Source organism: Stenotrophomonas sp. STK16_22 (genome assembly GCF_051984505.1).
GTDB lineage: Bacteria > Pseudomonadota > Gammaproteobacteria > Xanthomonadales > Xanthomonadaceae > Stenotrophomonas > Stenotrophomonas maltophilia_A.
Window position 1 is genome coordinate 1,057,293 of record NZ_CP196972.1, and the last position, 14,028, is coordinate 1,071,320.

The window sequence follows — 14,028 nt, forward strand, 5'->3', positions numbered from 1 at the left end:
ACACATCGGGATCAATCATTCGCCGCAGACAGTTCCTGCCCACGCACCTGCGCGGCGCGCAGCGCCGTATCCACCAGCGCCTCGAAACCACCGGCCTGGAAGCTCTCGATCGCGGCCTGGGTGGTGCCGTTCGGCGAGGTCACGCGGCGACGCAGTTCGGCCGGGCTTTCGCCGGCTTCATCGAGCATGCGCGAGGCTCCCAGCAGGGTCTGCACCACCAGCGTGCGCGCCGCTTCTGCAGGCAGGCCCTGTGCGATACCCGCCGCTTCCATCGCTTCGGCCAGCAGGAACACATAGGCCGGCCCACTGCCGGAGACCGCGGTGACCGAATCCATCAGCGACTCGCTGTCGATCCACACCGTGCGCCCGGCACTGGCAAGCACCTGTTCGGCGCGTGCGTGCTGCTGCGCGTCCACCGACGCGGTGGCGTACAGGCCGGTCACGCCGGCGCCGAGCAGGGCCGGCGTGTTCGGCATCGCGCGCACCACAGGCAGGTTCCCGCCCAGCCAGCGTTCAAGCTGCGTGCTGGTGATGCCGGCGGCAATCGACACCACCAGCGGTCGGTTCGCCTGTGCCAGCGCCTGCAGCGACTGGCATACATCGCGCAGTACCTGCGGCTTCACCGCCAGCAGCCAGGTATTGCCCTGTGCGGCGGCATCGGCGGCGTTGTCGTGCACCTGCACGCCGAAGTCGGCAGCCAGTGACTCGCGCAGTGCGGCCACCGGTTCGGCCACGTGGATGTGCGCGGCAGGCACGCCCTGGCGGATCAGGCCGGCGATCAGGCTGCGGGCCATGTTGCCGCCGCCGATGAAGGTGATGGAATCAGCTGCCATGGAAGTCTCCTTGGAAAATCAGGCCGGGCCCGGGCGGGCGCCGAACAGGGCGGTGCCGATGCGCACCAGGGTGGCACCCTCGGCGATGGCTTCGGCGTAGTCGCTGCTCATGCCCATCGACAGCGTATCGACCTGCGCGTACTGGGCGGCCAGTGACTGGAAAAGGGCGCGCATGCGCACGAATGCATCCCGACGACGCTCGGCCTCCGGCCACGGTGCGGGAATCGCCATCAGGCCGCGCAGGCGCAGCTGGGGTTCGGCGGCGATCGTGGCGGCCAATGCGTCCACGGCCTCCGGCGCACAGCCGTGCTTGCTGGACTCATCGTCGATGTTGACCTGGATCAGCACGTTCAGCGGGCCGCGCGCGGCCGGGCGATGGCGTGCCAGCGCGGTCACCAGCTTGGAACGGTCCACGCTCTGCACCCAGTCGAAATGGCTGGCCACGGCATCGGCCTTGTTCGACTGCAGGTGGCCGATCAGGTGCCATTCCAGCGCCAGGTGCTGCAGCGCCTGCATCTTGGCCAGTGCTTCCTGCACGTAGTTCTCGCCGAAGGCGTGCTGGCCCTGTGCGGCCAGCGCGGCCACGGCCTCGGCCGGCTGGGTCTTGGACACCGCCAGCAGGCGTGGGTCGGGCCTGCCAGCGGCCTCGGCGGCGGCGTGCAGGTTGCTCAGGATCTGGGGCAGGGGAGTGGCCACGTAACGCGTTCCGTTGAATCAGGAGGCTATACTGCCGCCCGGGGAAAGATCCTTCCAGTCGAAGCCGTTATTGGGGAGTAGCCGCTCATGGATATCGCCGAGCTGTTGGCGTTTTCCGTAAAGAACAAAGCGTCCGACCTGCACCTGTCCGCAGGCCTGCCGCCGATGATCCGCGTGGACGGCGACGTGCGCCGGATCAACATCCCAGCCCTGGACCACAAGCAGGTCCACGCGCTGGTGTACGACATCATGTCCGACAAGCAGCGCCGCGATTACGAGGAATTCCTCGAAGTGGACTTCTCCTTCGAGATCCCGTCGCTGGCGCGCTTCCGTGTCAACGCGTTCAACCAGAACCGCGGTGCCGGTGCGGTGTTCCGTACCATTCCGTCCGAGGTGCTCACCCTCGAGGACCTGGCCTGCCCGCCGCTGTTCCGCGAAGTGATCCAGCAGCCGCAGGGCCTGATCCTGGTGACCGGCCCGACCGGCTCGGGCAAGTCGACCACGCTGGCGGCGATGATCGACTACATCAACAAAAACGAATACGGCCACATCCTCACCGTCGAGGATCCGATCGAATTCGTGCACACCTCGCAGAAGTGCCTGATCAACCAGCGCGAAGTGCACCGCGATACGCATGGCTTCAACGAAGCGCTGCGCTCGGCACTGCGTGAGGACCCGGACATCATCCTGGTCGGCGAACTGCGCGACCTGGAAACCATCCGCCTGGCGCTGACCGCCGCGGAAACCGGCCACCTGGTGTTCGGCACCCTGCACACCAGCTCGGCGGCCAAGACCATCGACCGTATCATCGACGTGTTCCCGGCCGGCGAAAAGCCGATGGTGCGTTCGATGCTGTCCGAGTCGCTGCGTGCGGTGATCTCGCAGGCACTGCTGAAGAAGGTCGGCGGCGGCCGTACCGCTGCATGGGAAATCATGGTCGGCACCCCGGCCATCCGCAACCTGATCCGCGAGGACAAGGTGGCGCAGATGTATTCGGCCATCCAGACCGGCCAGCAGTACGGCATGATGACCCTGGACCAGCACCTGCAGGACCTGGTCAAGCGCAGCCTGATCACCCGCAACCAGGCCCGCGACTACGCCAAGGACAAGCGCCTGTTCGAGTAAGGCGGGGCCGCAACGGGACGGCGTGCGCCAGTGCGCCGCCGTTTCCGCGCCGTTTCCGCCTCCGACCGTTTCCTGGTACATGCCCCATTGGGAGCCCGCCGTGAACACCACCGCGACCACCATCGATTTCACTTCGTTCCTCAAGCTGATGGCGCACCAGCGCGCCTCGGACCTGTTCATCACCGCCGGCATGCCGCCGGCGATGAAGGTCAACGGCAAGATCTCGCCGATCACGCAGACCCCGCTCACGCCGCAGCAGAGCCGCGACCTGGTCCTCAACGTGATGACCCCGGCGCAGCGCGAGGAATTCGAGAAGACCCACGAGTGCAACTTCGCCATCGGCCTGTCCGGCGTCGGCCGCTTCCGCGTCAGCTGCTTCTACCAGCGCAACCAGGTCGGCATGGTGCTGCGTCGCATCGAGACGCGCATTCCGACCGTGGAAGAGCTGAGCCTGCCGCCGATCATCAAGACGCTGGCGATGACCAAGCGCGGCATCATCCTGTTCGTCGGTGCCACCGGTACCGGTAAATCGACCTCGCTGGCGGCGATGATCGGTTACCGCAACCAGAACTCGACTGGCCACATCATCACCATCGAAGACCCGATCGAATTCGTGCACAAGCACGAGGGCTGCATCATCACCCAGCGCGAAGTCGGCATCGATACCGACAGCTGGGAAGCCGCGTTGAAGAACACCCTGCGCCAGGCGCCGGACGTGATCATGATCGGCGAGGTGCGTACCCGCGAAGGCATGGACCACGCCATCGCGTTCGCCGAAACCGGCCACCTGGTGCTGTGCACCCTGCATGCCAACAACGCCAACCAGGCGATGGACCGCATCGTCAACTTCTTCCCGGAAGACCGCCGCAACCAGCTGCTGATGGACCTGTCGCTGAACCTCAAGGGCGTGGTCGCGCAGCAGCTGGTGCCGTCGCCCGATGGCCGCTCGCGCAAGGTGGCGATGGAGATCCTGCTGGGCACGCCGCTGGTGCAGGACTACATCCGCGACGGCGAGATCCACAAGCTGAAGGAAGTGATGAAGGACTCGGTCCAGCTGGGCATGAAGACCTTCGACCAGAGCCTGTTCGAGCTGTACCAGGCGGGCGAGATCAGCTACGAGGACGCGCTGCGCTACGCCGATTCGCAGAACGAAGTGCGCCTGCGCATCAAGCTCAGCCAGGGCGGCGACGCCCGCACCCTGTCGCAGGGGCTGGATGGCGTGGAGATTTCCGAGATCCGGTGACCTGGGTGTTCCGTAGCGTCGAGCCTGCTCGACTGTTCTTGTCGAGTCGAGCAAGCTCGACGCTACGGGCGGGCGGCTGCGCGTATTGATGAATTCCAGTCATGACCAACTGCAATGCTGCCCATTCAATCCGTGGGCTCTGCAGGCGTATCGTCAGCGCTCCCCCTTTGGAGCACGACGATGCAGACACGTGAACTCGGCCGCGGTGGCCTGAAGGTTTCCGCCCTCGGCCTGGGCTGCATGGGCCTGAGCCATGGCTACGGCCAACCGGTGGAGCGCAGTCAGGGCATCGCCCTGCTGCAGGCCGCCGTCGAGCGTGGCGTGACCTTCTTCGACACCGCCGAAGTGTATGGCCCCTACACCAACGAAGACCTGCTCGGCGAGGCGCTGGCGCCGTACCGCGACAGGCTGGTGATCGCCACCAAGTTCGGCTTCAAGGATGCGCGCGTCGATACCGGGCTGGACAGCCGTCCCGAGAACATCCGCGCGGTGGCGGAGGCCAGCCTCAAGCGCCTGCGCACCGACCATATCGACCTGTTCTACCAGCACCGCGTCGACCCCAACGTGCCGATCGAGGATGTGGCCGGTACCGTGCGCGACCTGATCGCCGAAGGCAAGGTCGGCCACTTCGGCCTGTCCGAGGCCAGTGCCGCCACCGTGCGTCGCGCCCATGCAGTGCAGCCGGTGGCCGCCGTGCAGAGCGAGTACTCGCTGTGGTGGCGTGAGCCGGAGCGCGAACTGTTGCCGACGTTGCAGGAACTGGGCATTGGTTTCGTGCCGTTCAGCCCGCTCGGCCGTGGCTTCCTGACCGGCGCGATCAACGCCGATACCACCTTCGACGCCAACGACTTCCGCAACACCGTACCGCGTTTTGAAGTGGAGGCGCGTCGTGCCAACCAGGCGCTGGTTGACCGCATCAGCACGATCGCTGCCGCACGTGGCGCGACGCCGGCGCAGGTAGCGCTGGCCTGGCTGCTGGCGCAGGCACCGTGGATCGTGCCGATTCCGGGCACCACCAAGATCCATCGCCTGGAAGAAAACCTGGGCGCGGCCGACCTGCAGTTGGCGCCGGAGGAACTGCAACGCATCGCGCAGGCGCTGGATGAAGTGTCGATTGTCGGTGAGCGCTACAACGTGCAGCGCGCCGCGCAGGCCAAGGGCTGATCACCAGGTGGGTGCGGACCGTTGGTGGTGGGTGCGGACCGTTGGTCCGCACTCCTCAACTCCCCATCGGCCCGCGCAACGCATCGAGCACCGTGCGCATCGCCACGGTGACGTGGCGGCGTGACGGGTAATACGCGTAGTAGCCATCGAAGTGCGGGCACCAATCGTCCAGCACCGACTGCAGCCGGCCATCGTCCAGCATCGGCTGCACCTGGTCTTCCGGCAGCCAGGCCAGCCCGCTGCCGGCCAGTGCAGCCGCGCGGGTCATGCCCATGGTGTTGAAGGTCCACTGACCGGTCACGCGCACGCTCAGTTCGTTGCCGTCCTGGCCGAAATCCCACGGCATCAGTCCGCCATGCGTAGGCAGGCGCAGGGTGATGCAGTTGTGGTTGGCCAGGTCGTGCGGATGCCGTGGCACCACATGCTGGCGGAAGTAGCTGGGCGCACCGACCACGCGCATGCGCAGCGGTGGGCTGACCGGTACCGCGATCATGTCGCGCGCCAGCCGTTCGCCGAGGCGGATACCGATGTCGTAGCGCTCGGCGACGATGTCGGCCAGCCCGTAGTCGGCAGCCAGTTCCACCTTCAGGTCCGGATACTGCTGCAGCAATGGCGCCAGCCGCGGCCAGGCGATGTATTCGGCGGCATGGCCGGTGGCATTGATGCGGATGGTGCCGGCCGGGCGTTCGCGGTACTCGGCCAGTGCGGCCAGTTCGTCCTCGATCTCGGCCAGGCGCGGGGCGAGGGTCTCGAGCAGGCGCGCACCGGCTTCGGTGGTGGACACGCTGCGGGTGGTGCGGGTCAGCAGGCGCACGCCGAGGCGCTCTTCCAGGCCGCGCATGGCATGGCTGAGCGCGGACTGGGAGACACCCAGCTGGGCGGCGGCCCTGGTGAAACTGCCCTCGCGGGCAACGTGGACGAAGGCCTGCAGGTCGTTGAGGTTTTCACGGGGCATGACGGGATGATACGGCCGGGCTGCGCCCGGCACCCGCCGAAACAACGTCAATGGCAACGTCAAAAGCTGGCTTCCCGTGGGAGGCGGGGGGGCTCAGGTTGCGGGGGACGGCGCAAGTACGTCCATGTAGCCTCGGTCGCGCCATCCATGGCGCTCACGCCCCCGCAACCTGAGCCGCCCCGCCTTCGACAATTTCCCGCGAGCTGTTGGAACGGCTCCGACCCCATTCTGTGTAGGCGTGTGGGGATGTCGATTTCAGGGACTGTGGTTCGTCGAATGAATGACTTCAACAGGAGCTGCACATGAGCACTGACACCAAGCCGAAGGGCCCGGCCTCGTACTTCCCCTCCATCGAGAAGACCTACGGGCAGCCGGTGACGCACTGGTTCGGGCTGCTGGCGGGCAAGAAGGGCCTGAAACACATGGAACTGGTCAGCTTCCTGAAAAGCGAGCATGGGGTGGGCCACGGCCATGCCAATGCGTTGGTGGCGCACCATCTGGCCGGAAAGGGCTGAGCAGGCAACCCGGCGCTGAACGGTCGTGTGGGGGTCAGGCTACACGGCCTCCGGGGTCAGGCAGACTGGGCGTTCATCCCGAGGCAGGACGCCCTCATGCAGGTCACGCTGGACGCGATCACCGTCGACAACTACGAAGCCGTGTGCGATCTCGACGTCAGCGAGGCGCAGCAGGACTTCGTGGCCGGCAATACCTGGTCGCTGGTGCAGGCAGCATTCCATCCCGGCTACCAGACCCGCGCCATCCAGGCCGATGGCGAGCTGGTCGGGTTCTTCATGTGGGTGCCGGAGACGCCGCAGCGCATCTCGATCTGGCGCTTCATGGTCGATCAGCGCTGGCAGGGGCGTGGCATCGGGCGGCGCGCGCTGGAAGTGGCGCTGGCGCAGATCCGGGACACGCCCGGCCTGGCAGAGATCGAGATCTGCTACAACCCGCGCAATCCGGTGGCGGGCGCCTTCTATGGCAGCTTCGGTTTCGTCGAGACCGGCATGGACGATGATGGCGAGGACATGCTGGCCGTGCTGCCGGTGATGCCTCCGGAATAACCTGAATGGGCGAGCGCAGCTGAACGATTTCATCTGCAACTGTCATGCAGATCGTGTCTAATATCGCTCCCCACCTGCTGTTCCCCCACCCGTATGTCCCTTCCCGCCCATGGCCCCGCGCCGTGCGACGACGCTGACGGCCACCTGGTCACCGCCGGTCCGCTGACCCCGCCGCCCGACAGTGCCGGCACCACCGCCGACGAAAAAGCGCTGCGCCACTCGATCGCCGAGGACGTGCAGGGCATGGTGCTGGCCACGATGGTGGCCTCGCTGGGCCTGGCCATCTTCGCCAAGGGTGGGCTGATGATCGGCGGCATGGCCGGCATGGCCTTCCTGCTGCACTACTCGATGGGCTGGAACTTCGGCCTGGTGTTCGTGCTGGTCAATCTGCCGTTCTACTGGGTGGCACTGCGGCGCATGGGCTGGGAATTCACCCTGAAAACCTTTGCTGCGGTCACCGCCTGTGGCGTGCTGACCGACCTGCTGCCGCGCTGGATCGATTTCTCGCACATCAACCCGCTGTATTCGGCGATCGTGGGCGGTGCGTTGTCCGGCCTGGGCATCCTGTTCTTCATCCGGCACCGTGCCAGCCTCGGTGGTATCGGCATCCTGGCGGTGTACCTGCAGCGCACCCGCGGCTGGAGCGCGGGCAAGGTGCAGATGTCCTACGACGCCTGCCTGATGGTGGCCGCGTTCTTCGTGTTGTCGCCGTCGAAGGTGCTGTACTCGGCGATCGGCGCGGTGGTGCTCAGCCTGGTGCTGATGTTCAACCACCGCCCGGGCCGTTACATGGGCGTGTGACGATTCGACGGAAGTGCCGGCCGCTGGCCGGCAACACCTGCAGCATTCCGAGGCTGCCGGCCAGCGGCCGGCACTACCGGGAGGCCTGCAACCACGGCGGCGACAGCGTCAGCAGCCGCGCATGCACCGGGCAGTCCTCGGCGTGCGCACCGGGCAGGTAGCCCAGGCTCATCAGGAATTCGCCGGTGATCTCGCCGCCGGTGAAGCGGAACGTCTTCTTGAACAGCTTCACCCAGTCGGCCTTGCTGCGCGGATGGTGCGCGTCCAGCCACGCCGCGAAGCTGCCGTGGCTGGCCCGCAGCTGCTGGATCACCTGTGCGTTGTGGATCGCCGCCAGCACCTTCAGCCGGTTGCGGATGATGCCCGCGTCCGACAGCAGCCGTTCGATGTCCTGCTCGGCGTAGGCTGCAACCCGATCCACATCGAAGCCGTCATAGGCCGCGCGGAAGCCCTCGCGCTTCTTCAGGATGGTCTCCCAGCTCAGCCCGGCCTGGTTGATCTCCAGCACCAGCCGCTCGAACAGCTCGCGCTCGTCACGCTGCGGGAAGCCGTACTCGTTGGCGTGGTAGTAGTCGTGCACCGGATGGCCCGGGGCGATGAGGCAGTAACCGCTCATGGGGAAGACTCGTTGGATTCGGGTTCGGGATCGATGGCCAGCGCGGGGCGTCCGCCGATGGACAGCATCGGCCAGCGCGGTGGCACAAGCGTGAGTTTGCCGTCACGCAGGGCCTGGTTGATCGCCTCGGCCTGGCCGCTGACGGTGCCGAACAGCGAACCGGCCCGTCGCCACTGGGCATCCCTGCCACGTGCGTACAGCACGCAGTCCGGCCCACGGTGGGTGTACAGCTCGCACAGCAGCACCTCGGTGCTGCCGTCGCCATCCAGGTCGCGATGCACGATCAGGCAGTCGCGCTCGCTCTGGGCGCAGGATTCGCCATTGATCGCGCGGGTGGCCAGTGCCTGCCACCAATCGTCCGGTGGCGAGCTGGATCCCTTGGCCAGCTTCAGCGCGCGCTGCAGGGCGGCGACGTCCTGCAGACCCTTGTCCAGGCGCTGTCCATCGTCCCAGCGCGAGGTACGTGCCAGCGCGGCAGCGATCACCTGTGGCGCGTTGGCATCGGCGGTGATGGCCGGATCACGCTGCAGCTCGCGCAGCGCCTGCACGCCACGGCGCCCAAGATCGAAGCGCAGCACGTTGACGTCACTGCTGGTGATCGCTGGCGGGTCCGCACCTAGGCGCGCCAACTGGCTGGACAGGGTCAGCCGCACCGGGTCCAGCAGCGGCGAGTTGCCTAGCAAGGCCAGTGCCAGCACCGCCCAGCACATCCATCGGTTGACCGGCTCCAGCATCTGCAACCAGCGGCTCTGCCGGCGCAGCACCGCCAGCGCGTAGCCCACGGCATAGCCGGCCACGGCCAACGCGACGAGTACTGCCCAGAACCGGTCCATGGTCCAGCCGTACTGCACCACGCGCAGGCCCAGTGCGTACAGCGCCAGTGCGGCGTAGACCGGCAGTGCCAGCAGGCTGGCTTCAACCAGCCGGCGCAGCAGCAGGGGGTAGGGAGCGCGGTCTTCCCCCTGCTGGTAGACCGCATTGGTGAACGTCACCAACAGCAGCGACAGCACCAGCAGCAGGCTGGCGGCCGAGCGGGTCTTCCACAGCGGTTCCAGCCCGGTCAGCGGCAGGCTCAGCACGAACAGCACGGCGATGAACGACAGCAGCGGCAGCAGTCCGCGGCAGATCGCGAACAGCACCTGGCGGGTGATCTGGATCGCGCGGTGCTGGGTGCGCCCGATCAGCACGCCGAACCCGGCCAGGCTGCCGGTGGCCAGTGCGATGAACGCGTCCTGCCGGAACAGGTCGCGGAAGATGGTCACGTCGAGCAGCTGGAACAGCGCCGCCCACAGCCACAGCAGCAGCCAGGTCAGCCCGGTGAACAGCGCGGCGAGGGCCAGGGTCAAACCATTCTGCCAGGCGCGCTCGAACAGCTCCGGGTAGCTGGCGCGCCAATGCCCGTGCTGCAACTGGAACTGCCACCAGGGCAGGGCCACGAACACTGCCACGGCCATGCCCAGGGTCAGCGGGAACTGCAGCGCGCCCGATTCCAGTGCGGTCTCGCCGTTGAGGTTCCAGCCGATCCAGGCGGCCAGCGCCAGCACCACCGCCGAGCCGAGCGCGGCCTGCAGCCACAGGCGGCGCTGGCCCAGCTCGACCAGGCTCAGCGCCACCGCGCTGGGAATGGCCAGCACCCAGGCATACCAGCAGTAGCGCCAGCCGATATCGCGGAACGGCCACGCATCGGACAGTTCCTGCGCGGCATACAGCATCAGGCCCTGCAGCAGCGCGATCAGGACGATGGCGCTGCGTGCCGGCAGGGTCAGGGGCGATGAAGACTGCATCGACGACCTTCCATGGCAAAGCACCATCCTAGCCCATCGCGGTTCGGCGCCATCGCGCGACCATCCCGCCCCCAGCAGGTAGAATGGGCCCATGCCTGTTACGCCGACTTCCCTTGCCGATCACCTGCTCGTCGCGCTGCCGTCGCTGCTCGACGCGACATTCGCCCGCAGCGTTGCGCTGATCTGCCAGCACGACGAGAACGGGGCGATGGGTGTGCTGGTCAACCAGCCTTCCGAATACACGCTGGGCGAAGTGCTGGCTCAGATGGACATCACCACCGGTGATGGCGACCTCCAGGCGCGCATGGTGCTCAACGGTGGCCCGGTGCATCCCGAACGTGGCTTCGTCATCCATGACGACGCACGCGCATGGGATTCCAGCCTGATCGTGGGTGAAGGCCTGTACCTGACCACCTCGCGCGACATCCTCGAAGCGATGGCACGTGGCGAAGGCCCGGCCAATGCCGTGGTCACGCTGGGCTGTGCGGGCTGGGGCGCGGGGCAGCTGGAAAGCGAGCTGTCCGAGAACAGCTGGCTGACCGTACCGGCCGACGCCGAGCTGGTGTTCCAGCTGCCGCTGGAGCAGCGCTGGCAGGGTGCAGCCTCGCGTATCGGTGTGGACCTGTTCCGGCTGACCGACTACAGCGGCCATGTCTGAGCCCATCACGCCCGCGCCGGATTCTGCTGCCTCGGCCATCCGCCGTGATGGCACCGTTCTGGGGTTCGATGTCGGCTCGCGCCGCATCGGCGTGGCCATCGGCAGTGCCTTCGCTGCGCATGCGCGCGCGGTGGCGGTGGTCGATGTGCATGGCAACGGCCCGGACTGGACCGCGATCGAACGCCTGCTCAAGGAATGGAAGCCCGACGGCCTGGTGGTCGGCGACCCGCTGACCCTGGACGGCCAGGACCAGCCCAACCGCAAGCGCGCGCAGGGCTTTGCCCGCCAGCTGCGGGAACGTTTCAAGCTGCCGGTGGTGATGATCGACGAGCGTTCCAGCTCGGTCGAGGCCGCCCGCCGCTTCGCTGTCGAGCGCGCCGAAGGGCGCAAGCGCCGCCGTGATGCGGCCGCCCTCGATGCCGTTGCCGCGGCGGTGATCATCGACCGTTGGCTGTCGTCGCCGGACGACGCCACCCCCATTCCCTGACTGCCCGACACCGCCATGACCGCCCAGCAACTCGATGCCTCCGGCCGCCTGCGCCACCTGCTGACCCTCGAAGGCCTTCCGCGCGACACCCTGCTGCAGCTGCTTGACCGGGCAGGGCAGATCCGCGACGCCGCGGTCGGTCGTGTCGGCAACAAGCGCCACGTGCTGGCCGGTTCGGCGGTGTGCACGCTGTTCTTCGAACCGTCCACACGCACCCGCAGCTCGTTCCAGCTGGCCGCGCAGCGCCTGGGCGCCGACGTACTGAACTTCGATGCCTCGACCTCGTCCACGCGCAAGGGCGAAACCGCCTGCGACACGCTGCGCAACCTGGAAGCGATGGGCGTGCGCGGCTTCGTGGTGCGCCACCCGGATGATGGCGCCGTGGCCGCACTGGCCGAAGCGGCGGGCGAGGGCACCGCGCTGATCAATGCCGGTGACGGCCGCAGCGCGCACCCGACCCAGGGCCTGCTGGACATGCTGACCCTGCGCCAGGCCAAGGGCCCGGATTTCTCGAAGATGAAGGTGGTGATCGTCGGCGACGTGAAGCATTCGCGCGTGGCCCGCACCGACCTGCATGCGCTGCGTACGCTGGGCGTGGGCGAGATCCGCGTGTGCGGCCCGCAGTCGCTGCTGCCGGACGACGAGACCCTGAAGGGCTGCGTGGTCGGCGATGATTTCGACGCGATGCTGGAAGGCGTCGACGCGCTGATGATGCTGCGCCTGCAGCGCGAGCGCATGGAAGAAGGCCTGGTGCCGTCGCTGGAGCAGTACCACGCGCAGTACGGCCTGACCAACGAACGCCTGGCCCGCGCCGGCAAGGATGCCGCGGTGCTGCATCCAGGCCCGATCAACCGCGGCGTGGAAGTGACCGATGAGGTGGCCGACGGCCCGCAGTCGTGGGTGCTGCGCCAGGTCGCCAACGGCGTCGCCGTGCGCATGGCCGTGCTGGAAACGCTGCTGGGCTGACCACTTTGGTGGGTGCCAACCATGGTTGGCACACTCACCGCTCGGCTTGTCCGCGCACCGCTTTGGTAGATGCCAACCTTGGTTGGCACTATCCACCGGAGCTCATGTCATCGGGTAGATCACATGATGCCCCAAGCTCCCATTCGCACCAGGCATGGGGATATTGCCCCAACCGCGTCGTCAGCCCGGCCCTGATCGGATTTCCCATCAGGTACATCGCATGTCGGTGCAACGATTCGTCCGAGCGGATCGCATGATCGTGATAGCAGGCCTGCCAGAAGCGCCCGACTCGCCCCAGCAGCCGGTTTGCCTGCTGGGCTGTGCGCGACTTGAAACGCTTCATGACGGTTTCCAGTGACCCGGCGCGCAGTTCGACCAGCCAGTGAATGTGGTCGGGCATGACCACGTAGGCAATCGAGCGGGTGAAGCCTTCCTGATCAAGTCGCTGGAATTCGCGCACTGCCAAGGCGGCCACTGCGGCGTTGGTGAAGAGCGGTGCGCGGTCATGGACGACTGTGGTGAGGATATAGCTGAGGCCGACGCTGGAGCGACGACCGAGCAGGAGACGTGTGTTCTGCATGGAGCAAGCATGGATGGGCCTGCTTCCAGTGAACATCGGGGAATGGCTTGGTTTCAGGTAGGCCAGTGCCAACCAAGGTTGGCAACTACCAGAGCAGTCAATGCCAACCAAGGTTGGCAACTACCAGAGCAGTCAGTGCCAACCCAGGTTGGCAGCTACGAGAAACTGCGGTTCAGCGCTTCTGCGCGAACAGCCACGCCCACATGGCCGGGTCGGCGTAGGTAGCGTCCCAGGCATTGTGATTGCCTTCCGGGTACTCGGTGTAGCGCACATCGCGTGCGTTGGCGCTCTGGAATGCGGCATGCAGCCTGCGGTCGTCATCCGGAGGCACCACGTCGTCCAGCGCGCCGTGGAAGATCCAGATCGGCGTGTGCTGCAGGCGCTGCGCGATCACGGCATACGGATCGGTTTCCTGGGCGACCTGCTCGACGAACAGGGTCGGACGCTTTGCGCGTGGTGCAAGTACTGCGCCGCACACGGGGACGATCGCGGCAAAGCGGCGCGGGTCGTCAAGGGCGATGTTCCAGCTGCCGTAGCCGCCCATCGACATGCCGGTCAGGTACTGCCGTGCCGGGTCGGCGCCGAATTCGGCGATCGTCGCGTCCAGCGCGGCAACGGCTGCACGGTTGTTGCGGCCGCTCCATTCCTCATGGCCCGGTACCTGTGGGAACACCACCAGGGCAGGGAAGTCGGGATGCTCGCGCAGATAAGGCCCCAGCCCGGCGTGGGTCTGCTTGATGCCATCGGCGCCGCGCTCGCCCGAACCGTGCAGGAACAGGATGACCGGGACGTTGGAGGTTGCGCGCGTCTGCCCACCAGGGCTGCGGGCCTGCAGGCCCGCGGGAATGAACACCTGGTAGTAAGCCGTGTGCCCATCCACCTTCACCGCACGTGCTTCGAAGCGACCGCGCGCACTGTCCGGCAGCGAAGTGCAACCGCTCATCATCAGAAGGGCCAGCAGTGGCAGCCAGCGCGACAGCAGACGGACCATGGGGTTTTCCGAAGCGGCGAGAACGCCTGCATCGTAGTCCGCCAACGTCGGCCCGGCATCATGCGCCG

At 66.8% G+C, this 14,028-nt stretch carries 16 protein-coding genes; 9 read left to right on the top strand and 7 right to left on the bottom strand.

Annotated elements, in window-relative coordinates; genetic code table 11:
• Nucleotides 1-11: 11 nt before the first annotated feature.
• Together proC and ACSYAO_RS04815 are read right to left on the bottom strand one after the other, a co-directional pair.
• Nucleotides 12-833 (bottom strand): pyrroline-5-carboxylate reductase, encoded by an 822-nt coding sequence (gene proC, locus ACSYAO_RS04810; RefSeq protein ID WP_100437444.1) that lies wholly within the window; start codon nt 831-833, stop codon nt 12-14.
• Between the two features lie 18 nt (nt 834-851).
• The gene (locus ACSYAO_RS04815; RefSeq protein WP_100437445.1) at nt 852-1,529 is read right to left on the bottom strand and encodes a YggS family pyridoxal phosphate-dependent enzyme; all 678 of its coding nucleotides are present in this window, start codon (nt 1,527-1,529) and stop codon (nt 852-854) included.
• An 87-nt stretch (nt 1,530-1,616) separates the two neighbouring features.
• On the opposite strand from ACSYAO_RS04815, the gene ACSYAO_RS04820 reads away from it, so the two are divergent.
• The 3 genes from ACSYAO_RS04820 to ACSYAO_RS04830 all read left to right on the top strand — a co-directional run bounded on the left by ACSYAO_RS04820 (nt 1,617) and on the right by ACSYAO_RS04830 (nt 5,061).
• Nucleotides 1,617-2,654 (top strand): type IV pilus twitching motility protein PilT, encoded by a 1,038-nt coding sequence (locus ACSYAO_RS04820; protein ID WP_006422551.1) that lies wholly within the window; start codon nt 1,617-1,619, stop codon nt 2,652-2,654.
• A 79-nt stretch (nt 2,655-2,733) separates the two neighbouring features.
• A complete protein-coding gene (locus ACSYAO_RS04825) occupies nt 2,734-3,897 on the top strand; it encodes a PilT/PilU family type 4a pilus ATPase (protein WP_049400675.1) in 1,164 nt (387 codons plus the stop codon).
• 180 nt (nt 3,898-4,077) lie between these two features.
• The gene (locus tag ACSYAO_RS04830; RefSeq protein ID WP_100437446.1) at nt 4,078-5,061 is read left to right on the top strand and encodes an aldo/keto reductase; all 984 of its coding nucleotides are present in this window, start codon (nt 4,078-4,080) and stop codon (nt 5,059-5,061) included.
• A 55-nt stretch (nt 5,062-5,116) separates the two neighbouring features.
• Here the strand turns inward: ACSYAO_RS04830 and ACSYAO_RS04835 are convergent, their stop codons facing one another.
• Nucleotides 5,117-6,016 (bottom strand): LysR family transcriptional regulator, encoded by a 900-nt coding sequence (locus ACSYAO_RS04835; RefSeq protein WP_049463612.1) that lies wholly within the window; start codon nt 6,014-6,016, stop codon nt 5,117-5,119.
• A 302-nt stretch (nt 6,017-6,318) separates the two neighbouring features.
• Here ACSYAO_RS04835 and ACSYAO_RS04840 point away from each other — a divergent pair, with 302 nt between their 5' ends.
• From ACSYAO_RS04840 to ACSYAO_RS04850, 3 genes are all read left to right on the top strand, one after another.
• Nucleotides 6,319-6,531 (top strand): DUF4287 domain-containing protein, encoded by a 213-nt coding sequence (locus ACSYAO_RS04840; RefSeq protein ID WP_049400678.1) that lies wholly within the window; start codon nt 6,319-6,321, stop codon nt 6,529-6,531.
• Between the two features lie 96 nt (nt 6,532-6,627).
• Nucleotides 6,628-7,077: a GNAT family N-acetyltransferase gene (locus ACSYAO_RS04845; RefSeq protein WP_100437447.1), complete on the top strand. Its 450-nt coding sequence runs from the start codon at nt 6,628-6,630 to the stop codon at nt 7,075-7,077.
• Nucleotides 7,078-7,170: 93 nt separating this feature from the next.
• On the top strand, nt 7,171-7,878 hold the full coding sequence (locus ACSYAO_RS04850) for a YitT family protein (RefSeq protein WP_032130182.1): 708 nt from the start codon (nt 7,171-7,173) through the stop codon (nt 7,876-7,878).
• 73 nt (nt 7,879-7,951) lie between these two features.
• Here ACSYAO_RS04850 and ACSYAO_RS04855 read toward each other — a convergent pair whose 3' ends face one another.
• Nucleotides 7,952-8,494: a DNA-3-methyladenine glycosylase I gene (locus tag ACSYAO_RS04855; RefSeq protein ID WP_049400680.1), complete on the bottom strand. Its 543-nt coding sequence runs from the start codon at nt 8,492-8,494 to the stop codon at nt 7,952-7,954.
• Entirely contained in the window at nt 8,491-10,278 is a 1,788-nt protein-coding gene (locus ACSYAO_RS04860; protein WP_100437448.1) for a DUF4153 domain-containing protein, read from the bottom strand. Before ACSYAO_RS04860 ends, ACSYAO_RS04855 begins: the two co-directional genes overlap by 4 nt.
• Nucleotides 10,279-10,369: 91 nt before the next feature.
• Here ACSYAO_RS04860 and ACSYAO_RS04865 point away from each other — a divergent pair, with 91 nt between their 5' ends.
• The 3 genes from ACSYAO_RS04865 to ACSYAO_RS04875 are packed head-to-tail and all read left to right on the top strand — an operon-like array spanning nt 10,370 to nt 12,389.
• Complete coding sequence (locus ACSYAO_RS04865; protein WP_004147177.1) at nt 10,370-10,936, top strand: YqgE/AlgH family protein; 567 nt, start codon at nt 10,370-10,372, stop codon at nt 10,934-10,936.
• Nucleotides 10,929-11,423, top strand: coding sequence for a Holliday junction resolvase RuvX (gene ruvX, locus ACSYAO_RS04870; RefSeq protein WP_100437449.1), 495 nt, complete (start codon nt 10,929-10,931; stop codon nt 11,421-11,423). The genes ACSYAO_RS04865 and ruvX overlap by 8 nt, the downstream gene beginning before the upstream one ends.
• A gap of 15 nt (nt 11,424-11,438) precedes the next feature.
• Nucleotides 11,439-12,389 (top strand): aspartate carbamoyltransferase catalytic subunit, encoded by a 951-nt coding sequence (locus ACSYAO_RS04875; RefSeq protein WP_032130186.1) that lies wholly within the window; start codon nt 11,439-11,441, stop codon nt 12,387-12,389.
• A gap of 88 nt (nt 12,390-12,477) precedes the next feature.
• Here ACSYAO_RS04875 and ACSYAO_RS04880 read toward each other — a convergent pair whose 3' ends face one another.
• Together ACSYAO_RS04880 and ACSYAO_RS04885 are read right to left on the bottom strand one after the other, a co-directional pair.
• Nucleotides 12,478-12,969: an REP-associated tyrosine transposase gene (locus ACSYAO_RS04880; protein ID WP_071228058.1), complete on the bottom strand. Its 492-nt coding sequence runs from the start codon at nt 12,967-12,969 to the stop codon at nt 12,478-12,480.
• Between the two features lie 172 nt (nt 12,970-13,141).
• Nucleotides 13,142-13,960, bottom strand: a complete 819-nt coding sequence (locus ACSYAO_RS04885) for a prolyl oligopeptidase family serine peptidase (RefSeq protein ID WP_049421538.1) — start codon at nt 13,958-13,960, stop codon at nt 13,142-13,144.
• Nucleotides 13,961-14,028: the final 68 nt, after the last annotated feature.